This window comes from Oleidesulfovibrio alaskensis DSM 16109 (assembly GCF_000482745.1).
Lineage (GTDB): Bacteria > Desulfobacterota > Desulfovibrionia > Desulfovibrionales > Desulfovibrionaceae > Oleidesulfovibrio > Oleidesulfovibrio alaskensis.
In genome coordinates, this window is record NZ_KI519494.1 from 408,118 (window position 1) to 427,815 (window position 19,698).

Sequence of the window (19,698 nt, forward strand, 5' to 3'; positions counted from 1 at the left end):
ACACATGACCTTTTTTACCCGTTGCTTCCGCCGTGGCGCGCTGCTTTTTCTGCTGGCTGTCCTGCTGCTGCCGTCGCCCGCCCAGGCTGTACGCATCAAGGACATAGCCTCGTTCGGCGGTGTGCGCGACAACGACCTCATGGGCTACGGGCTTGTGGTGGGGCTTGGCGGTACGGGTGACAAAAAATCATCCACGTTCACCATAAGCTCCATGGTGAACATGCTCGACAAGATGGGCATAGCCGTGGACCGCACCAAGCTGACACCTAAAAACGTGGCCGCTGTGATGGTGACCACGCGCATGCCCGTGTCGGCCCGTCCGGGTTCGCGTCTGGATATTACGGTATCATCGCTGGGAGACGCCACCAGTCTGCTGGGCGGCGTGTTGCTGATGACACCCATGAAAGGGGTGGACGGCAAGGTGTATGCGCTGGCACAGGGACCGCTTGCCCTGGGCGGTTTTTCGGCGGAAGGCGATGCGGCGCGGGCGCAGAAGAACATCACCACCGTGGGCCGCATTCCCGGCGGTGCCGTGGTGGAGCGTGCCGTGCCGTTTGAATTCAACACCCAGAACAAGCTGACGCTGCATATGAACGTGCAGGATTTTTCCACAACCATGCAGGTGGTGGACAGGCTTAATGACAACATGGGCGGCCAGTTTGCCAGTGCGCGCGATATAGCCACCGTGGACATCATGGTGCCGCCCGCCTACAGGGGCAATCTGGTGCCGCTGATGGCTTCGCTGGAAAACCTGCCCGTAACGCCGGACAGCCCCGCCCGTGTGGTGGTGGATGAAAAGACCGGAACCGTTGTGGTGGGTAACAGTGTGCGGATTTCCAAGGTTGCCGTGTCGCATGGCAATCTGCAGATAGTGGTGCAGGAAAATCCGCAGGTTTCGCAGCCCGGAGCCTTCAGCCCGGGGCAGACCGTGGTCACTCCGCAGACGGATATAGCCGCACAGGAAGAGAACCGGCGGCTGGTGATGATGGAAGGAGCCACGCTGCAGGAACTTGTGGACGGCCTGAATTCCATAGGCGCCACACCGCGCGATCTTATTTCCATACTGCGCACGCTCAAAGCGGCGGGCGCGCTGCACGCGGAGCTGGAGGTCATCTAGCATGAGCGGCCCTTTGTACGATTCCGGCATGGCATCTTCCGCCCTTGAAGGGCAGGAGCTTGTGCGGCGCAAGCGCGAGATGGACGCGCTGCGTCAGCGGCTGGGCGACAGCAAGTCGCGCGAGCAGCGTCTGCGCGAATCGTGCGAAGGCTTTGAATCACTGTTCATTCAGAAACTGTGGCAGCAGATGCGCGCGACCGTGCCCAAAGAAGGTTACCTGCACAGCCGCGACGAAGAAATGTACCAGTCCATGTTTGATCAGGAGCTGGCCAAGAAAATGGCTTCGGCAGGCGGCATAGGGCTGGCAGATATGCTGTATGAACAGCTGCAGGGAAGGCTGGAGGATGCCAGCCGCACCACATCGCCCGGCGCCATGACAGGTGCCGCGGCAGTACGCCCGCTCTCTCTCAGAGACGGTGCCGCAGCGGTGCCGGAAGATGCCGCGGCGTTACCGGAAGATGCCGCGGCCGGTGATGCGGTTCCGCAGGACGGAGACGAGGCCATGTACACGCCGCTGGAACAGCCGCAGGCCGGTGCGGGCAAATCTGTCTTGGCGGATTCTGCTCCGGCGGAGCATCCGCCTTTGTCATCGGTTCCTCCCGCGTTTTCTTCTGAAGACAAAAAGATATTTACACAGGTGGAGGCGCTTGCCCGGCGCATACGGCAGAATGCCGCACCGCAGGATGCCCCGCAGCAGGTTGAAGCCGCGGGCGGCATGGGCGGCCCCGCACAAAGCGATGCCGCTCCCGTCTCGCTGCACTGGCCGCTGCCGGGCAGAATATCGTCCGGTTTCGGCTGGCGTCCGGACCCGTTTACAGGTGAACGGGAATGGCACGCGGGGCTTGATATCGCCGGAGAAGAAGGCGAACCCGTGGCAGCCTGCTGGGACGGAAAGGTGGTTTTTGCCGGAGAAAAGGGAGACTACGGCAAACTGGTGGTGCTGGAACACGCCGGCGGGTGGCGCAGTTATTACGGTCACAACAGTGAACTGAATGTGGAAGTGGGGGATGTTGTCACGGCTGGCAGGAAAATTGCTGAAGTAGGTGACACAGGCCGCTCCACAGGCCCCCATCTGCACTTCGAACTGCGTCAGGGTGAACTTGCATGGAACCCCGAGCAGATCAGAAACCGGCTGATGGCGGGGCTTTCCATAGGTAAACGCGGCTGACGGAGGTAAAGGATATGACCGGTTATCTGCTCGGCAATCTTGTCCGCCAGAAAGGCGCGCTGCACTATCTTGAAACACTGCTTGAGGAAGAGTTTTCCCACCTGCGTGAACGTCGTCCCGATGATGTGAGCCATGTGGAGATGATGATTCATGAACTGGTGCGTCAGGTGGCTTCCGAGCGTGTGGAGCTTAAGGAAGCCATGAACGGCGTGCGTCTGCAGGAATACTGCGACAGTCTGGATGAAGAGACGGCGGCTCCTGTGCGTGATGCCCTGCAGCGCATCGACGAACTTGAGCAGACCTGTTCGCGTATGGCTTCGCGCAATGCAGAGCTGGCGCTGGCGCTTATGGATCAGAGCCAGAAAATGCTTTCTTTCATGCATGAACGTATCCAGCCGGATACCCGTATGACCTACGGCGGCCGCGGGCGCTACACCACCCACAGACCTCAGGCCGCACTGCTCAGCGGGAGGCTGTAATGACGCTTAACTCGCTGCTCAGCGTGGGCAAGGATGCGCTGTTTGCGTCGCAGAGCGCCATCCAGACCACAGGTAACAATATCGCCAACGTGAACACCCCCGGGTATTCGCGTCAGGCCGTACGTTTTGAAGCCAAAACCCCCATCGACTGGAAACCCGGCCAGATGGGAACCGGCGTCAAGGCGGCGGAGGTTTTCCGGTACTTCAATACCTTTATTGAACAGGAATACCACGATCACTTTGCCACCGAGCAGCGGTGGAAAGCGCAGCATCAGATGCTGCAGAGCGTCGAGAGTCTTTTCAACGAATCCAATTCAAAAGGCATAAACGCCGCGCTTTCGCAGTTTTTCACCGACTGGCAGCAGCTGGCGCAGCGTCCCGACGACAAGGCCACGCGCGAAGCTTTGCTGGCACACACCCAGAGCCTGACAAGTCTCATCAACAGTACAGCGGATTCCATGAATCAGCTGGAACACCAGATGGATGAGTACATCCGGCAGGATGTGGACAAAGCAAACAAGCTTATCAAGGATATCGCCGAGCTGAACCGTTCCATTCAGGTGCACGATATTCCCGGATCAAACAACGCCAACACGCTGCTTGACCAGCGCAACCAGATGGTACGCGAACTGGCGGCCATCATGGATGTGGATGTCATCGACAGAGGCAGCGGTGACTTTGTGGTCAACACCAAGGCCGGGCATACGCTGGTGGACGGAGAGGAATCGTTTGAACTGAAATTTGAAGGCCCCAAAACCAGCGCCGTGGTCAAGGGCGTGCCGCCTTTTGACGGCGAGATTGTCTTTGAAGGTTCTTCGGCCCGTGAATACACGCTGGAGATTGTTTCCGGCGGTGCCGTGGGCGGCGGCGCCACGTTCAAGGTTTCGTACGACGGTGGCCGCACATGGCTGACGGACGAGACCACGGGGCTGCCCAAAGAGTTTCAGGCCAATGCGCAAACCGGCAAAGTGCATGTGGACGGTCTTGATATATACTTCAATGCCGGTGCCAATGACCTTGCCGCAGGGGACGAATTTACCATCGTGCCCAAAAGCGGCCTGTACTGGGTGCGGCCCACCACTGAACCGCTGAACATAACCCCCATGGCGTTTGCCGAGGGCGGCGACAATCCGCGGCGCCTTGTGGGCGGTACTCTGGCCGGCTATTTCAGCTTCCGTGATGCCAATCTGGGAAAATATCAGGAAAAGCTGGATGCTTTTTCCCGCGAGCTGGCGTGGCAGGTCAACTATCTGCACAGTCAGGGTGCCGGTCTGGGCCATCTTGACTACACACGCGGCGGCGACAGTGTGAACGACCCCGCGCTGGCGCTGGGCGATGCGTCTTCCGGTCTGTCCTATTTCGACAAGCTGAAGTCCGGCAACCTCACGATGTACTTTTTTGACTCTGCAACGGGCGAACTGGCCTCCGGGGCCTCTTTCGGCCCGCTTGATTTCGGCGGCGGAGCCAACTTCGATCCTTCTGTGCATACGCTTGACGATGTGGTGAATGCCATAAACACATCGTGGGGCGGGTATGTCACCGCGTCCATAGCAGACAACCAGCTGGTGCTGGATGCCGCCGACGGCTACCAGTTCGGCTTTGCCGACGACAGCACGGGATTGCTGGCTGCACTGGGCATCAATACATATTTTCAGGGTGATTCGGCGGTGACGCTGGGCATGCGTCCCGAAGTGCTGGCCGATGTGAGCCGCATCAACGCCGGGCGCATCAACGGCGGCGGAGAAGCCAATGTGGGCGACAACGACACCGCCACGGCCATCAGCGGACTGGCAACCAAAAAGCTCGATATCCCCACAAGCTACGAACAGGGACGCAATCAGTCACTTTCGGAATATTTCAACACCATTTCCGCCAACGTTGGTTCGGATACGGCGCAGGCCAAGTTCGGGTCGGATTTTTACGGCACGCTGGCCGACGACCTGAGTGCGCGACAGGATTCCGTTGCCGGGGTGAATCTGGACGAGGAGATGAGCAGCCTTGTCAAATTTCAGCATTCATACAAGGCGGCCGCCAAGCTGGTGACCACGGCCGACGAAATGCTGCAGGTGCTTCTGGGACTCAAGCAGTAGCGGCACATGCGGGAAGCTGCCACGGCAGCCCTGCGGAGGAATGAATCATGCGGGTATCACAGCGCAGTCTTTTTGATAACTTCATCAGCAACATGAACATGTCGCTGTCTAACCTGATGGACTCCAACATTCAGGCTTCCAGCCAGAAGCGCATCAACAAGCCTTCGGATGATCCTGTGGGCGCGGCGCGGGTGATGGGGTACCGCGATTCTCTGGCCGCCATCAAGCAGTACCGCAGCAATGTGGACACCGCCACCAGCTGGCTGGCAACCGCGGACCAGACCCTGACACAGGTGAACACCGTGCTTACGCGCATCAAGGGGCTGGCGGAACAGGCAGCCACGGGCACGCTGGACGCCAACAACCGCGAGCAGATAAGCTTTGAACTGCGTCAGCAGTACGAGCAGCTGATCAACCTTGCCAATACGCGGGTGGAAGGAAGGCACATTTTTGCCGGTCACAAGACGGACCAGCCCGCATTTGTGCAGGGGCTCAATGTTTCCACCATTGATACGGCTTTTTCCGGCGCGTCGTTTTCGGTAAGCGGCAGTCTGGAAAAGACCATGCTCATCCAGTTTACCAGCAACGGTCAGGTGGGTACCGACGCGCTGAGCTACCGGTATTCCAATGACGGCGGCGATACATGGCAGACGGGCACACTTTCTGCCGGCGGCACGACACTGACCGCCGGCAGCGTGCAGGTGGAACTGCCCGCGGGCCGCACCGTTTCCGCTGTGAACCCCGACAACCCGCACGAGACCGACAACGGTACATGGCTGTATGTGCGTCCCACCGCCGTGTACAAAGGGGATGACAACGACTCCACCACGGTGCAGTCATACGGCAATAATCTGGTGAATGCGTCGGGCAACGGTTATTTCAAAAGCGATGTGATGGTGCGGATTGATTCCGGAACAGACCTTGCGTCCGGCATCACATATTCGTACAGCACGGACAACGGCAGTACCTGGGTGGAGGGCAATACCACCTCGGGCACCGGCAGTTCCGCCTCGCTGCTTATTCCCGGCGGTTTTCTGGAGCTGAGTTCCGGTGCCGGTTCGGCTGTCAATCCGGGCGACCAGTTTATACTGCGGCCCCACCGTGCGGACATCCAGCTTGAAATTTCTCCGGGCGAACATCTGACCATCAACAGCGTGGGCAAGGATATTTTCGGCGGAATATATAATCCGCCGGACGGTTCGGGCCCGCAGGTGGCCATGGGCGGCGGCACCAGCAACCTGTTTGAGGTGGTGGGCGAACTGGTGGCCTTTGCCGAGACCAACAATCAGGCCGGAATTCAACGTTCGCTTGCTGCTCTGGACGATGTGGGGCAGCATGTGATGACACAGGTGGCCAGCATAGGCGGCCGCGAAAACCGGCTGGACGTGGCCAAAAATGTGTTGACAACCGCGGAGCTGGACGACAAAAGCCGTATGAGCGACATTGAAGATGTGGACGTTGCCGAGCTGATGACCCGCCTTGCGCAGCAGCAGCTCATCTATAACAGCGTGCTCAAGTCGTCCTCCATGATCATGCAGATGAACCTGACCAATTACCTGTAAACGAGCAGCGTATGCTTATATTGACGCGCCGTCCGGGAGAGAGCCTGTACCTGGGCGATACCATCAAGATCACTGTCCTGAGTGTGCAGGGCAAGCAGATCAAGATAGGTCTCGATGTGCCCGGAGACATGACCGTGTACCGGGAAGAGGTATACATGCGCGTTCGTGACCAGAACCGTCAGGCACTTGAAACCAGCGATGCGGACCTGCTCGCAGCGACTCAATTATGGCACGCGAAAAAGAAATAGAAATCCAGACTCGTCTCGGAAAGCAGCGCATCCTGCCCAGCAAGGTGATCTATTTTCCGCGCGGTATCATGGGCTTTGAAAATCAGCATGAATTCACGCTGCTTAAATTGCGTGAAGACGCGCCTTTTCTTGTGCTGCAAAGCATTGATGACGCCCGCCTGGGGCTGCTGGTCGCCGACCCGTACAGTTTTCTCAGCGACTATCAGATAAAGGTGAGCGATGCAGAGCAGAAACTGCTGCGCCTGCGCAACATCAGACAGGTTGCCGTGCTGGTCACCGTATCCATTCCCCCCGGTCAGCCCGACAAGACAGCGCTCAACCTCAGCGGTCCCATTCTGGTGAACCATGAGGCAAAGCTGGGCCTGCAGGTGCCGCAGGTGGAAGGAAAGTATCCGGCGCAGGTCTATGTGCATCCGCAGAATGAAACCAAGGTGGCTGCCGCAGATGCACGTCATCCCGATGACGGCGGCGCGGAAAACTGGTGAGCTGTGTACTATAACTGATTTTACGGGCGGGCTGCATCATGCGGCCCGCTTTTTTTTGCGGCCGTACTGCCGCGGTGCTACAACCGGTCTGCTTCGCGCAGAAGAGCGCGGAACGAGCCGTCCTGCTTCATCCGGCGGATTGCCTCTTTCAGGCGGGGAGCCAGATCTGCGTGTCTGGCCGCCAGATAGATGTAGCCCGGCATCTCGACAGCTTTGCCGGTTTTGATGACGGCGGGCTGTGCATCGTTGCGTGCCGCCAGCATACAGTCCAGCACCGTGGCTGCACCTATAAGCATGTCTATGCGGCCCGCGCGCAGCATGTCTATGCCCTGCGCGTAGGTGTTCAGTCTGTAAATGGTGTGGCCCGCGGCAAGGGTCTGCGCGGCTATGCGTCCTGTGACCGAACCGCGTATATAGCCTACCTGCAGCGCTCTCGTGCCGGGGCGCGTCAGTCTCTGCAGCGTGGAGATATCCTGCAGCTCAGGGTCTGTGACATACAGGCTGTAGCGTATGTCAAAAACAGGTTCGTCCACCTTCACCAGCATGCCGTTCAGGTTGGTGCCGTCGTCCGCCCTCAGAAAATCTCCGTCCAGCTTGCCGGATTCGACAAGTTTTTCAAGGCGCTTGAGAGGCAGCGGCCTGATGGAGACATCGCGCTGCACATGGGCGAAGATGGCGGAGTACAACTGTCCTACCAGCTGAACATGTTCCTGCCGGCACATCTCCGCTGCTCCCAGAACCAGCGTGCCGTTGCCTGCCTGCGTCCGGGGGACTGCGGAAAAAAGAACCAGCAGAATGGCGCCGGTAAAAAACAGGAGCATGGGGCGGGTATGAGGCATTGAGTTCATCCTGTGTTGTATGACCTGACTTGAAGGGGCACCGGCGGGGCACCCGCCGGAAGGACAGAGAGCATAACGGGGCATGTTGCCGCTGTCCATTATTGCCGTGCAGCAATGCGGAAGGCAGTGGCGGATGGCTGAACCTTGCCGCCGGCTGTACGGGACATGGCATGGGTGGGTACCGCTGCTCTGTTTGATCAATTTTTTGTGCCGGAAATCCCGTCTTTGAACCGAAGCCGCTCCGCCGGTCTGTTGGTTGCGTCTATTGAACCACGTTCATGCAAGGGTTGCGGCCAATGGTGCGGCCAATGTTTGCGGTTGGTCGGGCGGTTACCCGCATAGCGGAAAGCCGGACGTGCGAATGCCCTGCGTGCAGACGTACGCAGGATGTGCCGTCGTTTGGTAAGAACAAGTGGCAGCTGTTCTTGACGGAAAAGTTTACGCACTTCTGTGTGGCAGGAGCGACTCAGGGTTGATGATGCAATGCTGCGGGATGGCGAAAGACGTTTTTACACTTGCTGGACGTGTATCCACAGCACTGGAAACTCTTTGTTCAATTATCGGCTTGCGGGGGGGATTACCGGAGAAGTTGATATGAAAATGAATCGTTTTTCGATCTGTTTGTGATTGACATGACCTGCCACTGATGATGAAATTCTTTATCGATTCCGGTTTGCGATAATTATCACCGAGTTCTTTATGGCGAAAGTGAAGTGCTTTTTACGCCAAACTGAAATCTATCTTATTTTGTTGATAGCCTTCAGTGATTGATGCGTGTCTGCTTTGGTAAGGCAGGAATACGCTTGTTCCGATCAGGTGATAATGAAAGGCATGGTCATTTCGGACTGGAGTTTTTTAAAAAATGCAGGCGACAGCAGGAGTCTGTGAAGTTTTGAAACTATACAATTCAGATGAGTGGGCATGGTGCGTAACTCGCAAGGGGGGGTAAGCACGCAGAAAAGCTGATGGTGCAATGAGCGCGGTTCATATCTGTTCTGTTTCTGTCATGTTTATGGAAAAGAGGTGAAGGATGAAAATGAATAAGGTTTTTTTAGGATTGGTTGCAAGTTTCTTAGGGCTTCTGCTTTATTACCTTGTAATGCACCGAATTGAAGGCCCTCAGGCCATTTATAAATATAGTTTTCTGATCGTGGCCATGTTTTCGCTTGCCACAATGGTTATTCAGACAGGAAAAAGTGCTGAAAGGGGTTCTGTTGCCCAAAAAAGCGAGGCTTCGGCTTCTGCTTCTGCCACAAAGGAGCCTTCGTATCGTAGCACAGCATGCACTTTTTTAATTTGTGTCACTTTTATATTCAGTTTTTCAATGTTCCTGAATACCTGGTGAAGGGTAATCCCCCCTCAATTTTAGGAAGCTTGAAAGTGGAGGCTATGCAGGTCTGTCCGCGATTGGTTCCGGCAGTTGCGTATCAGTGGATATCTGGAAACATTGTATAGCCGGAAAAGGTGACATGCCTCGCTAGGCTAGCTGAGTCCGGGCGGCTTCGAGCATTTGTCTTATCAGGACCGGCAGAAACAGACGGCGTCGCCTCTCCGCTACTATTCGTTTTTTATGGCTCTTTAGCACAGGAAGATGAGGCAAAGGAAAAAGCACTCATGCGCGGGCATGAGTGCTTATCTTCATTTTGGCGTCCCCAAGGGGATTTGAACCCCTGTCGCCTGCGTGAAAGGCAGGAATGCCAGCCAAGCAAAGCTGGTTGCAGCAATAAAATCAACAACGTCTTGGCTGCACTTGTCAGCAGTAGGCACGTTTGACACGGATTCTGACACGTCATGGACACGCTGCAAACAAAGCGGCGATCAGCGTCAGTACGTTGTCTTAGTCATTTTAACAGCCATTATATTATTTCATAATTGATAAACTAGTTAAGGAATTAGCTCTGAATTTTTCTTAGCCTTATTGCGAAACGTCAGCAGCAACCATAATCATGCCGGACAACTCCCGGATATATTCACCGCCCTGAACGGCGTGGCCGAGTTCATACAGGCCCGGCGCGGAATGGAAGCTGCCATAGAACATCACCACGTCACCCCAGGGTGCGTAGTAAGCCAGAGTGCCGGAGCGCACATCGCCAGCCAACGGCGTGTCGGACGTATTCAGTTTTTTCGGGGGGTAAAAAATTTTCTCATTGTTCCCATAGTTTTCAACGGTAATTTCCATGGGTAACTGAACAAGCAATGACTTGGACGCCGGGCTCTCATTCAATGCGAAGACGATATCCTGACCATTTGCGTGTACGACCATCTGCATGGGATGTTCTCCGGTTTCATTGGCAAAAGAGACTGTTACGGAAAAAAGCATAACGACACAGAGTGACACCAGAAACCATACACCATTCTTCATCATGACCTCCCATGGTAATCCACCAGACCGGGAATGATGATCAGGCCTTCGATCCAGCCGCATGTGCCTGTTGCAGCGCGCGGGTTCCCTTAACCGAATCTTCATCCCACACGCCAGTAATGGAAATCGTTCCCTTTTCCCTGATATTGCGCAGACACCCGGTAAACGTCCTAAAACTCTGCACCGTGCTTTCCACCGGCAGGGCACCGCCAGCTGCGGAGATGATAAAATACACGTCCTTGTCACTGACGTGCGTGTAGACAGGACACACCCGGTCGATGAACGTCTTCATGGGGCCGTTGAAGGACCGGAAATACACCGGCGTGGCAAAAACAATCACATCGGCAGCGATCAGCTTGCCCAGAATGTCTGCCATATCATCCTGCTGCGCACAGACGCCAGAGCCGCCGATACAGCTGCAGCACCCTGTGCAGTAGTTGATATTCTTCTCCGCAAGGCGGACCTTTTCCACCGTATGTCCGGCTTCAGTCGCTCCATGCATGAAGGCATCGCACAGAAGGTCAGAGTTGCCCTTTGCTCTGGGGCTCGACGAGATACAAAGAATTGTTTTGCTCATGAGATAGTACCGCTACAGCACGTTTTGCTGCTTTTTTCTGGAGTTGCCGCCCCTTCTCAGGTACCTGAGAGCACCGGAGAAGGAACGTACAACCTGATGCGTCATTTTCCGATTGGGCTATTTGCGTTTGGCCAGAACGCCCTCGAGCACCTCTCCGGCAATTGCGGCCTCGTCTTCACCCACCTTGGCCGCGAGTACCGTCACAAAGCTCTGCATCTGCGCCTCGGTCAGTCCCGTGTTCATGGCTGCCCCCAAATGGTAAGAGAGCTGCCCCGCCGTGCCGGTCATATTTGCAAGCGCAGCGACTGTCGCCAACTCGCGTTCCTGACGGGTCAGTACGTCGCGGGCGAAGATGTCGGCAAAAAGATGTTGCTTGAGAAAGTCATCGATAACAGGTGAAAACTCCTGCCATGCAGCAGGAGGCGGAACGTCCTTCAGACCGGACAAATCCGCCCGGACACGGGCACCATAGGCATCCTTGTCCAGGTCGGCTGGAATGGGGCTGGCGTCCCTGCCTATCTCGTCCAGAATCCCTTTGGCCTTGCGTTCGTCCACAACCTTCATGAAGGCAGCCATGCCGTTCAGGCTCCGCGGGAATCCGGTGTAGGCGTACATCTGCACGAGGATTTCCTTCACCTCATTGACCGTCAGGCCGGAATTCAGCCCTTCATGCAGCGCAGGAGTAAGGCGCCCCATGTCACCGCTAGCCGTAAAGGCGGCGATGGCCACAATGGCCTGCTGCCGCGCATCCAGTGCATTGTTCATGGCCTGTACCTCCGATGCGGCAACGGTTCCCAAAATTATGGCAGCAACCGCAATAGCCGTTAATTGTTTGATATTCATATCAGTGTCCTTGCGGTGCGACGGCGCAGCTCATTAGCTGAGCGCATTGTATTCCTCGTCGGAAACAGGTTCCAGCCATTCGTTGGATCTCCCCTCCGCAGGCACTTCCACGGCGAGATGGGCAAACCAGCTATCTCTGGCGGCACCGTGCCAGTGCTTGGTATCCGGCGGAATATTCACAACGTCTCCGGCACGCAGCTCCTGCGCGGGTTTCCCTTCTTCCTGATACCAGCCGCGGCCGCCGGTCACGAGCAGAACCTGACCACCCTTGCGGTGGATATGCCAGAAGTTGCGGCAGCCCGGTTCAAAGGTGACGTTACCGATGACAACGCCTTCAGCAGACAGTATTTCCAGATAGCTAGTCCCGGTAAAATACTGTGCATAAGATTTGTTTTCCGGCCCCTTGGGAAAAATTCCATCTCCCTGAAATGTGGTGTTCATTTATATTTGCCTCCAAAGTTGTTTCGCTCAGGATGGTTATTGAGTCTGAGTGTTATAATCCGCGGTAGAGAATGCTATGTGTAAATGGCCTGTCAGTCTGCTATCGCGGCTCATGCCTTTTTACCCAAGGGCTTTTTTGAAAAAGTCATCCAGTTTGCCAAAAGGAATTATGTCCATGCGGTCGTACAGGTCGATATGTCTTGCTTCGGGAACGATAAAGAGCTCTTTCGGTTCTTCAGCCATTTTGTAAGCGTCTTCTGTAAAGTAACGCGAGTGTGCCTTTTCGCCGATAATGAACAGAATAGGGCGGGGCGATATTGTTTCGATGAAATCCAGCAGAGGGAAGTTTATGAAAGCCATGTTGCTTGTTACTGTAAACGGTCCGTGTGAACGGGGATGATGCCCCCGCTTCATGGCGTAGTATTCCCAGAACTCACTGCTTATGGGGTCCAGTCCCTGCGGGATCGAATCGCTTGGGGTGTCCGGAAAGCCTGCCGGCAGTAGCGGTGCTTTGCTCTCAAAATCTTTCCAGCGTTGCATTCCGAGTTCATCCAGCATTGTATTGCGTTCTTCGTCCGACAAAGAATCAAGCCAACCGTACCTGATTACCCGACTCATGTCATACATGCTGGCGGTCGCGACGGCTTTAATCCGGCGGTCAGCCTGTGCGGCTTTAAGGGCAAATGCTCCGCTTCCGCAGATTCCTATGACGCCGATTTTTTCTCTGTCCACAAAAGGTGTTGTGCCCAAAAAATCAACGCCCGCACTGAAGTCCTCCGTAAAAATTTCAGGAGAGGATATGTGTCTGGGGTTGCCGCCGCTTTCGCCGTTAAAGGATTCGTCAAACGCAATGGCTACAAAGCCGCGTTCCGCCATGGTCTGTGCGTAGATACCTGCGCCTTGTTCCTTCACTCCGCCGTAGGGTGTGCCGACAATGAGCGCTGGAAGCTGCCGGTTTGGGTCCATAGTACGCGGCATGTACATGTCGGCAGAGATGAGAATCCCGTATCTGTTGGGATAGATGACTTTTTTATGAAGTACTTGTGCACTTGGCTTGAACGTTTTGTCCCAGGTCATTGTTTCCTCCGTATGAGCTGCTTTTGTTTGTAAAACAGTGCCGGCGGCAGCGTTGTCTTAAAGGTTCTGATTCCGGAACCATATGTTATCAGATGAACCGTGCGGAATTGCGAGATTTGCAGTTCATAAGGGTTCACTTGTCTGATTTTGTCTGCATGAAATATGTAAAGGCATTGCTCCTTGTCTGGAACGCACGTTTCTCTTTAAAACTTGCCTAATCCTCTAACTGCGGCAGGGCGGGGTTGAAATTACATAGGATATGGTGTTTACACTGCATTGCTGCGTATGGAGGAATATCTATGTCCGGTATGGTGAAACTGCTTGATGAGATTGCCGGTGTCGACGGCGGCGTTGTTGAGTCCAGGCTTCCAGGTGTCCGTTTTTTTAAGGAGACAAGGCATGTAGCACGCAGGCCGATGCTGTATAATCCTGGAATATGTATAGTCGTATCAGGACATAAAGTGGCGTATGTCGGCGGTCAGACTTTCAGATACGATGTGGATAACTATCTTGTGACTTCGGTCGCCATGCCGTTTGAGTGCGAATCCTTTCCCAGTCAGGAAAACCCGTTACTGGGGATGTTTATCGACATTGACATCGGGCAGCTGAATAATCTGATAAGTATGATGGAAAGGCAGGATAATCCGTCTGTGGCAGTTTCTAACGGGCGGCAGCTTGCCATTGGCCCTTCGGCTATGGACGCGGATATGAAAGACGCTGCTGTGAAGTTGGTTAAAGCACTGCAGAGTGAACAGGAAGCCAGAATACTGGGGCCGGGGCTGGTACGCGAGGTGTATTACAGAGCATTATGCGGAAATCAGGCTCCCGTGTTGTATTCTCTTGTGCGGGGAAGCGGTTCTTTTTCGCAGGTGGCCAGAATTATACACATGATGGAAGGCAGCTACTCTGAAAAATTTGATATTCAGCAGCTTGCAGATTCCGTGCATATGAGTGTTTCTGCTTTTCATAAGGCGTTCAAGGATATTACGGCAGATTCGCCGTTGCAGTATTTAAAGAAAATACGACTTTCGCGCGCCAGAGACCTTATCGTCCAGCAGGGAATGAAAGCTTATCTGGCAGCAGATGAGGTCGGATACGAAAGTCCGTCTCAGTTCAGCCGCGAATTCAAACGTTATTTCGGGCGCAGTCCCGCAGAGCTAATGCGTGATGTCCGTTCATCGTAGGGGCTTCGGGCTTTGCTACCGCAAGCCTGCAGGGTCAGGTGGGCGCCGTGCCAGCCGGGTCCGGCGCAGGGGGAAAATGATGCTTGTTCAGGCAAAAGAAAAAGCACTCATGCGCGGGCATGAGTGCTTATCTTCATTTTGGCGTCCCCAAGGGGATTTGAACCCCTGTCGCCTGCGTGAAAGGCAGGTGTCCTAGGCCAGGCTAGACGATGGGGACGCTTGACGCTTGTGTACTGGTGCACACAGCGCGGAAAAGCTTTCTGACAGAATAGCATGTGCCCGTCAAGAAAAAAGTGTGCAAAAAAGCGGGAAGGTTTTTCGACGGTGTGCCGGATGCATGGCGCGCCCCCTTCATGCAGCGCACAGAAGGCCTGAGATGTGCCGCGGCGGTGCGGGGGGCTGCTGGCATGTGGCGGAGAGGACTTTGGCGGAGCGTAGGGGCTGCCGTGCGGGGGGCAGTTATTCTCTGCCTTTGAAAAAACGGACGTACTTTTTGTAGCAGCGGGTGACCGGTGATTCGGGATCAAGGATTTCTGTCAGGCCGCCCAGATTTTCCGGTTCAGGCGGTTGCCAGCGGCGCACTTCATAGGTGGGGGCCTTCAGTCTGGCAAGGTCCGTCTTGCCCATAAGCAGGTCCACCTGCACGCGGTTGAAGTGTTCTTCCCCCACAAATGCGTTCACGCGTTCAAGAATTTCCTGACTGTAGTAGGTAAGGTCCTGTTGCGCCATGTTGTCTTCGGCGCCGATGACAAGCGTGTTTTTACGGTGTCCCAGCGGAATGGCCAGTGCGGCTATGTCGGGGCCCAGCACTTCGTCCCACTGGCGCCACAGGGCGATAAGCCGCACGGCAAGGCCTCCCCCCCGTTCTTCGAGGAAGCGGCGCATGGAATTTCGCAGGTCGCGGGCGTAAATATCTTGCATCGGTGATTCTCCGGTGTGGCGCGCCGCAATGTGCTGGCACATGCCGCGGCAGCCTGAGTGCGGCATACGATGGCGCTGCCCTGCTGTCAATGAGATGCACCCAAGCCTCGGGCGGCAGGTGGCGCGGCATCCTGTTTCTGTCCGGCGGTCGGGGCGAAGCGGTGTACAAAAATTGGCTCCGCAGCAGAACCGTGTTGACTGTATTCTGCTTTTTCGATAGAGCTACATCAACTTTTCTTGATTCAGATTTATCAAGTAAACTAAAAATAACAGCCGGACCAGAAACCATGTCATCCGCACTCGCACTTTTCAAGGCGTTGTCAGACGAAACCCGTCTGCGGCTCATCAATGTGCTCAACAGGTTTGAGCTCAGCGTCAATGAGCTGGTCGCCATTTTGGAAATGGGACAGTCGCGTGTTTCGCGCCATCTCAAAATAATGACCGGAGCAGGGCTGCTCAGTTCACGCCGTGACGGGTTGTGGGTTTTTTATTCCGCACCGGCGGAAGGGCCGGGGCGTGACTTTATCAATGCGGTTATGCCGTTTGTGACTAAAGATATCACGCTGCATGCAGATCTTGATATGGCCCGCAAGATAATCGAAGAACGGTCGCGCAAAACCCGGCAGTTCTTTAATTCCATTGCGGAAGACTGGGATCAGCTGAATCGCGAGGTCATAGGCGATTTTGATCTGCCTGCGGCCATTGTGTCGCATATGCCCCGCTGCAGAGTGGCGGTGGATTTCGGCTGCGGCACGGGAACCATGCTCAAGGCCATGATGCAGAAAGCGCAGGAGGTCATCGGCGTGGATGGCTCGCCCCGCATGCTTGAACTGGCGCGGCGCAGGTTCGAGGAAGATGCCGGGCGGGTTTCTCTGCGCATAGGCGACCTTGAACATCTGCCGCTGGCCGATGGTGAAGCGGATTTTGCCGTAGTAAGCATGGTGCTGCACCACCTGTCGCATCCGGGTGCCGCCCTGCGGGAGATACGGCGTGTGCTCAGTCCCGGCGGAGTGCTGGTGCTGGCCGATTTTGACAAGCACGAAGATGAACGGATGCGCACGGAATACGGCGACCGCTGGCTCGGGTTTGATCTGCCCGCGCTGACAGAAAAGTTGACCGGAGCCGGATTTGCGGTGCGCCACAGCGAGTTGCAGAACGTGGAAAGAAATCTTTCCATCCATCTGATCGTCGCACAGAACAACAGTTAACCCATATTTTTTCGGAGAACGTCATGACAGATGCCAGCAAAGCCCTTCCTCTGGATTTGAGCCTTGAAAACAAGGTCAAAGATCTTTCCCAGGCCGATTTCGGCTACAAGGAAATGCAGCTTTCCGAACGTGAAATGCCCGGCCTGATGGAACTGATAGCCAAGCACGGTGCCGAAAAGCCGCTCAAGGGGCTCAAGGTCACAGGCTCGCTGCATATGACCATTCAGACCGCCATGCTTATCAAAACTCTGTACGAGCTGGGCGCTGATATCCGCTGGGCTTCGTGCAACATATTCTCCACGCAGGACCATGCCGCAGCCGCCATTGCCGATTCGGGCATGGCAAAGGTTTTTGCATGGAAAGGTGAAACGCTGGAAGAATACTGGTGGTGCACCGAAATGGCGCTTACCTGGCCCGACGGGTCCGGTCCCGATCTTATCGTGGACGACGGCGGCGACGCCACCATGCTTATCCATAAAGGGGTGGAAGCAGAAAAGAATCCCGCCCTGCTGGAAAAGTCCTACGATAACAAAGAATTTCAGATTGTGATGAACCGCATTGCCCTGAGCATGAAAAACGATCCCGGCAAATGGACGCGTGTTGCCGCCAAAGTGCGCGGTGTTTCAGAAGAAACAACCACCGGCGTACACCGTCTGTACCACATGGAAAAAGACGGGTCGCTGCTGTTCCCGGCCATCAACGTCAACGACTCCGTTACCAAGTCCAAATTCGACAACCTGTACGGTTGCCGCGAATCGCTGGCAGACGGTATCAAACGCGCCACCGATGTGATGATTGCCGGAAAGACCGTTGTGGTGCTGGGCTACGGCGATGTGGGCAAAGGCTGCGCCCATTCCATGCGCGGATTCGGCGCACGGGTGCTTGTAACCGAAATCGACCCCATCTGCGCGCTGCAGGCCGCCATGGAAGGCTTTGAAGTGGTCACCATGGATGAAGCCGCTCCCGAAGGTGATATCTTTGTGACGGCCACCGGCAACTTCAAGGTAATTACCGGCGAGCACATGGAACGGATGAAAGATGAAGCCATTGTCTGCAACATCGGCCATTTTGATAACGAAATCGATATGGCTTACCTTGAAGACAGCACCGAATGCTCCTGCCTGAACATCAAACCGCAGGTGGACAAATGGACGCTGAAGTCCGGCCGTTCCATCATCGTTCTGGCAGAAGGCCGTCTGGTCAACCTCGGCTGCGCCACCGGGCACCCCAGCTTTGTCATGTCCAACAGCTTTACCAATCAGGTGCTGGCACAGCTTGAGCTGGCTTCCAACCCCGATCTGGAGCGCAAGGTCTACATCCTGCCCAAAAAGCTGGATGAAGAAGTGGCCCGTCTGCACCTTGCCCGTCTGGGGGCAAAGCTGACCACCCTGACCGACGAACAGGCAGAATACATCGGAGTGGACAAAACCGGTCCCTTCAAGCCCGACCACTACCGTTACTAACGGCAGGCGCTGCTGTGCAGCGCACCGTCATATGGTATCATACCGGCCGCCCCGCTTTTGCGGGGCGGCTTTTTTAGTGCGCGGTCCCATTTTTTGTCAGGGGCAGCTTGTGCTGTTCCCATTCCAGCAGACCGTGCTGCAGATGGTACACGGGACCTTTGAACCCCAGTTTTTCCAGTGTGCGCAGCGTGCGTGCGCTGCGTGCTCCGGACCGGCAGTACAGCAGGTACGCTGCGCGGGAATCCAGCCGGGCAAGTTGTCCGGCAAAGTCCGGTGCATGAAAGTCGGCATTGACCGCGCCCTTGATATGTCCGCGGGCAAATTCTGCCGGAGTGCGGACATCAAGAGGAATGACGCTTTTCTCATTCAGCAGTCCGGCAGCCTGTGTGGCGGATACCGGTACCAGCTGCATGCCTGTATCCGCGGTGTGCCCGTAGCGGTACCACTGCATAAAGGCCATGCCGGAAGCCAGCATGAGAAAAACAAGCACTCCCGCAGTCAGAGCCTTGCGGTGCGTAAAGTCCGGTATCATAACGCTCTCCTGTGATTTGTCCGCCGGGGTGTCTGTACAGCTTTTCTTTATCATTGAGCACCCGCAGCGCATAGCCCACTATGCTTATGAGGGCTTCCCCCCTCCAAGCCTGCGGGAGGCGTTTCATGTGCCAGATTATCCGGACTTTTGAGCTGGTGAGACAGGGCGATATGGTCATCGAGGACATAGTGACTGCCGTAAAGGTGAGCGGTGTGCCCCGCTGGTATCCCTTTGAAGAGCGCTGGCGGTGGATGCGGCTCATGTACATGCAGGGCAAGGCGACTCCGCAGCTGCTCCGGACATTTCTTTCGCGGCTTTCGGCGCATACGCCCTATACGCTGTGTACGCTGCAGGATCTCAACGTGCGCTCCGGCGTCGAGATTGTCTGCCCTGTGCTGCGTGATACGGGCGTGTTTGATCTGTGAAATCCCTGTAAAGGCAGCCGGCCTGCACGGGCCGCGGTGCGCGGGTGCGCGTCGCGGCCCGTCAGTTTTTCACAGCACTGCGCCGCGGCGCAGTGCACCTGAAAAGCTATATGGGACTTCATGCTTGCGCAGCGGCTGTGCTGCGGTATAGTGATGCTCTGCATACAAAAGGAGTACCGCAGTGAAGCATACCATCTCTGCACTTGTGCAAAACCGTGTCGGTGTAGTGGCAGAGGCTACGGACGTGTTCCGCAAATACAATGTGAACATCAAGTCTGTCTCCTGTGGCGAGACCGAAGACTTTGACGTGTCGCGGCTTGTGATCACAGTGGAAGGCCAGTCTGCGGAAGTCGAGCGCATCTGCGCGGAACTGTCCGGACTGGATTTTATCCGCGAGGTGGAAGATCTGGCCCGTAAAGATTTTGTTGACCGCGAACTGGCTTTGCTGCGGGTTTCCATCACGCGCGACACCATGTCACAGGTCATGCAGATTTTTGAGGTATTCCGGGCAAATGTTGTGGGTATGGGACAGGAAACCATCACTGTAGAACTGACCGGTGATCAGGAAAAGGTGGACGGTTTCATCAAGATGCTGCGGCCTCACGGCATCCGCAGCCTGTGCCGTACCGGTGTCATTGCGTTGCGTCGCGGCGATGAAGACTGATGCCGGAGGACCC

At 55.7% G+C, this 19,698-nt stretch carries 21 protein-coding genes and 1 tRNA gene; 13 read left to right on the forward strand and 9 right to left on the reverse strand.

Translation table 11 applies throughout. The features are described from left to right. The first annotated feature begins 4 nt into the window (after window positions 1–4). Genes H586_RS0113880 through fliW form a run of 7 tightly spaced genes read left to right on the forward strand, consistent with a single transcriptional unit; the run spans window position 5 to window position 7,149 of the window. On the forward strand, window positions 5–1,117 hold the full coding sequence (locus H586_RS0113880) for a flagellar basal body P-ring protein FlgI (protein WP_011368903.1): 1,113 nt from the start codon (window positions 5–7) through the stop codon (window positions 1,115–1,117). Between the two features lies 1 nt (window position 1,118). Continuing rightward, complete coding sequence (locus H586_RS0113885; RefSeq protein ID WP_011368902.1) at window positions 1,119–2,285, forward strand: peptidoglycan DD-metalloendopeptidase family protein; 1,167 nt, start codon at window positions 1,119–1,121, stop codon at window positions 2,283–2,285. A 14-nt stretch (window positions 2,286–2,299) separates the two neighbouring features. Beyond that, on the forward strand, window positions 2,300–2,764 hold the full coding sequence (locus H586_RS0113890; RefSeq protein WP_011368901.1) for a flagellar protein FlgN: 465 nt from the start codon (window positions 2,300–2,302) through the stop codon (window positions 2,762–2,764). Next, window positions 2,764–4,854, forward strand: a complete 2,091-nt coding sequence (flgK, locus tag H586_RS0113895; RefSeq protein ID WP_011368900.1) for a flagellar hook-associated protein FlgK — start codon at window positions 2,764–2,766, stop codon at window positions 4,852–4,854. The genes H586_RS0113890 and flgK overlap by 1 nt, the downstream gene beginning before the upstream one ends. A gap of 47 nt (window positions 4,855–4,901) precedes the next feature. Then, the gene (gene flgL / locus H586_RS0113900; protein ID WP_011368899.1) at window positions 4,902–6,416 is read left to right on the forward strand and encodes a flagellar hook-associated protein FlgL; all 1,515 of its coding nucleotides are present in this window, start codon (window positions 4,902–4,904) and stop codon (window positions 6,414–6,416) included. 11 nt (window positions 6,417–6,427) lie between these two features. Continuing rightward, window positions 6,428–6,664 (forward strand): carbon storage regulator CsrA, encoded by a 237-nt coding sequence (gene csrA / locus H586_RS0113905; protein ID WP_011368898.1) that lies wholly within the window; start codon window positions 6,428–6,430, stop codon window positions 6,662–6,664. Further along, complete coding sequence (gene fliW / locus H586_RS0113910) at window positions 6,643–7,149, forward strand: flagellar assembly protein FliW (RefSeq protein ID WP_011368897.1); 507 nt, start codon at window positions 6,643–6,645, stop codon at window positions 7,147–7,149. The genes csrA and fliW overlap by 22 nt, the downstream gene beginning before the upstream one ends. A 77-nt stretch (window positions 7,150–7,226) precedes the next feature. On the opposite strand, the gene H586_RS0113915 is transcribed toward fliW, so the two are convergent. Next, complete coding sequence (locus tag H586_RS0113915; RefSeq protein ID WP_027182362.1) at window positions 7,227–7,988, reverse strand: substrate-binding periplasmic protein; 762 nt, start codon at window positions 7,986–7,988, stop codon at window positions 7,227–7,229. Between the two features lie 1,030 nt (window positions 7,989–9,018). Here H586_RS0113915 and H586_RS0113920 point away from each other — a divergent pair. Continuing rightward, window positions 9,019–9,333, forward strand: a complete 315-nt coding sequence (locus H586_RS0113920; protein WP_027182363.1) for a hypothetical protein — start codon at window positions 9,019–9,021, stop codon at window positions 9,331–9,333. A gap of 570 nt (window positions 9,334–9,903) precedes the next feature. Here H586_RS0113920 and H586_RS19370 read toward each other — a convergent pair. The 5 genes from H586_RS19370 to H586_RS0113945 all read right to left on the reverse strand — a co-directional run bounded on the left by H586_RS19370 (window position 9,904) and on the right by H586_RS0113945 (window position 13,288). Further along, window positions 9,904–10,353: a cyclophilin-like fold protein gene (locus tag H586_RS19370; RefSeq protein ID WP_234702971.1), complete on the reverse strand. Its 450-nt coding sequence runs from the start codon at window positions 10,351–10,353 to the stop codon at window positions 9,904–9,906. Window positions 10,354–10,390: 37 nt separating this feature from the next. Further along, window positions 10,391–10,927 (reverse strand): flavodoxin family protein, encoded by a 537-nt coding sequence (locus H586_RS0113930; RefSeq protein WP_027182365.1) that lies wholly within the window; start codon window positions 10,925–10,927, stop codon window positions 10,391–10,393. Window positions 10,928–11,044: 117 nt separating this feature from the next. Further along, entirely contained in the window at window positions 11,045–11,692 is a 648-nt protein-coding gene (locus H586_RS0113935) for a carboxymuconolactone decarboxylase family protein (protein WP_234702972.1), read from the reverse strand. A 111-nt stretch (window positions 11,693–11,803) separates the two neighbouring features. Further along, window positions 11,804–12,211: a cupin domain-containing protein gene (locus tag H586_RS0113940; protein WP_011368890.1), complete on the reverse strand. Its 408-nt coding sequence runs from the start codon at window positions 12,209–12,211 to the stop codon at window positions 11,804–11,806. Between the two features lie 120 nt (window positions 12,212–12,331). Further along, entirely contained in the window at window positions 12,332–13,288 is a 957-nt protein-coding gene (locus H586_RS0113945) for an alpha/beta hydrolase (protein ID WP_027182366.1), read from the reverse strand. Between the two features lie 308 nt (window positions 13,289–13,596). Here H586_RS0113945 and H586_RS0113950 point away from each other — a divergent pair, with 308 nt between their 5' ends. Further along, window positions 13,597–14,472 carry an AraC family transcriptional regulator gene (locus H586_RS0113950; protein ID WP_234702982.1) on the forward strand — a complete coding sequence of 292 codons (876 nt, stop codon included), beginning with the start codon at window positions 13,597–13,599 and terminating at the stop codon, window positions 14,470–14,472. Window positions 14,473–14,611: 139 nt separating this feature from the next. On the opposite strand, the gene H586_RS0113955 is transcribed toward H586_RS0113950, so the two are convergent. Both H586_RS0113955 and H586_RS0113960 read right to left on the reverse strand, forming a co-directional pair. Continuing rightward, window positions 14,612–14,689: transfer RNA gene (locus H586_RS0113955), tRNA-Glu, on the reverse strand. 242 nt (window positions 14,690–14,931) lie between these two features. Next, a complete protein-coding gene (locus tag H586_RS0113960) occupies window positions 14,932–15,393 on the reverse strand; it encodes a DciA family protein (protein WP_011368887.1) in 462 nt (153 codons plus the stop codon). 287 nt (window positions 15,394–15,680) lie between these two features. Between H586_RS0113960 and H586_RS0113965 the strand changes: the two genes are divergently transcribed. Then, the gene (locus H586_RS0113965) at window positions 15,681–16,601 is read left to right on the forward strand and encodes an ArsR/SmtB family transcription factor (protein ID WP_011368886.1); all 921 of its coding nucleotides are present in this window, start codon (window positions 15,681–15,683) and stop codon (window positions 16,599–16,601) included. A gap of 23 nt (window positions 16,602–16,624) precedes the next feature. Beyond that, window positions 16,625–18,064 (forward strand): adenosylhomocysteinase, encoded by a 1,440-nt coding sequence (gene ahcY / locus H586_RS0113970; protein ID WP_027182367.1) that lies wholly within the window; start codon window positions 16,625–16,627, stop codon window positions 18,062–18,064. A 73-nt stretch (window positions 18,065–18,137) separates the two neighbouring features. Here the strand turns inward: ahcY and H586_RS19375 are convergent, their stop codons facing one another. Then, window positions 18,138–18,596, reverse strand: a complete 459-nt coding sequence (locus H586_RS19375) for a rhodanese-like domain-containing protein (protein ID WP_011368884.1) — start codon at window positions 18,594–18,596, stop codon at window positions 18,138–18,140. A 125-nt stretch (window positions 18,597–18,721) separates the two neighbouring features. Here H586_RS19375 and H586_RS0113980 point away from each other — a divergent pair, with 125 nt between their 5' ends. Both H586_RS0113980 and ilvN read left to right on the forward strand, forming a co-directional pair. Then, on the forward strand, window positions 18,722–19,021 hold the full coding sequence (locus H586_RS0113980; RefSeq protein WP_011368883.1) for a hypothetical protein: 300 nt from the start codon (window positions 18,722–18,724) through the stop codon (window positions 19,019–19,021). Window positions 19,022–19,202: 181 nt separating this feature from the next. Then, window positions 19,203–19,685: an acetolactate synthase small subunit gene (gene ilvN / locus H586_RS0113990; RefSeq protein WP_011368882.1), complete on the forward strand. Its 483-nt coding sequence runs from the start codon at window positions 19,203–19,205 to the stop codon at window positions 19,683–19,685. The last annotated feature ends 13 nt before the right edge of the window (window positions 19,686–19,698 follow it).

Coding starts and splice junctions, on each gene's coding strand:
- H586_RS0113980 (WP_011368883.1), top strand. CDS start 18,722: ATGTGCCAGATTATCCGGACTTTTGAGCTGGTGAGACAGGGCGATATG.
- H586_RS0113940 (WP_011368890.1), bottom strand. CDS start 12,211: ATGAACACCACATTTCAGGGAGATGGAATTTTTCCCAAGGGGCCGGAA.
- H586_RS0113965 (WP_011368886.1), top strand. CDS start 15,681: ATGTCATCCGCACTCGCACTTTTCAAGGCGTTGTCAGACGAAACCCGT.
- H586_RS0113915 (WP_027182362.1), bottom strand. CDS start 7,988: ATGCCTCATACCCGCCCCATGCTCCTGTTTTTTACCGGCGCCATTCTG.
- ahcY (WP_027182367.1), top strand. CDS start 16,625: ATGACAGATGCCAGCAAAGCCCTTCCTCTGGATTTGAGCCTTGAAAAC.
- flgL (WP_011368899.1), top strand. CDS start 4,902: ATGCGGGTATCACAGCGCAGTCTTTTTGATAACTTCATCAGCAACATG.
- H586_RS0113890 (WP_011368901.1), top strand. CDS start 2,300: ATGACCGGTTATCTGCTCGGCAATCTTGTCCGCCAGAAAGGCGCGCTG.
- H586_RS0113885 (WP_011368902.1), top strand. CDS start 1,119: ATGAGCGGCCCTTTGTACGATTCCGGCATGGCATCTTCCGCCCTTGAA.
- H586_RS0113935 (WP_234702972.1), bottom strand. CDS start 11,692: ATGAACAATGCACTGGATGCGCGGCAGCAGGCCATTGTGGCCATCGCC.
- csrA (WP_011368898.1), top strand. CDS start 6,428: ATGCTTATATTGACGCGCCGTCCGGGAGAGAGCCTGTACCTGGGCGAT.
- H586_RS0113950 (WP_234702982.1), top strand. CDS start 13,597: ATGGTGAAACTGCTTGATGAGATTGCCGGTGTCGACGGCGGCGTTGTT.
- H586_RS0113960 (WP_011368887.1), bottom strand. CDS start 15,393: ATGCAAGATATTTACGCCCGCGACCTGCGAAATTCCATGCGCCGCTTC.
- H586_RS0113880 (WP_011368903.1), top strand. CDS start 5: ATGACCTTTTTTACCCGTTGCTTCCGCCGTGGCGCGCTGCTTTTTCTG.
- fliW (WP_011368897.1), top strand. CDS start 6,643: ATGGCACGCGAAAAAGAAATAGAAATCCAGACTCGTCTCGGAAAGCAG.
- H586_RS0113930 (WP_027182365.1), bottom strand. CDS start 10,927: ATGAGCAAAACAATTCTTTGTATCTCGTCGAGCCCCAGAGCAAAGGGC.
- flgK (WP_011368900.1), top strand. CDS start 2,764: ATGACGCTTAACTCGCTGCTCAGCGTGGGCAAGGATGCGCTGTTTGCG.
- H586_RS0113945 (WP_027182366.1), bottom strand. CDS start 13,288: ATGACCTGGGACAAAACGTTCAAGCCAAGTGCACAAGTACTTCATAAA.
- H586_RS19375 (WP_011368884.1), bottom strand. CDS start 18,596: ATGATACCGGACTTTACGCACCGCAAGGCTCTGACTGCGGGAGTGCTT.
- H586_RS0113920 (WP_027182363.1), top strand. CDS start 9,019: ATGAAAATGAATAAGGTTTTTTTAGGATTGGTTGCAAGTTTCTTAGGG.
- H586_RS19370 (WP_234702971.1), bottom strand. CDS start 10,353: ATGATGAAGAATGGTGTATGGTTTCTGGTGTCACTCTGTGTCGTTATG.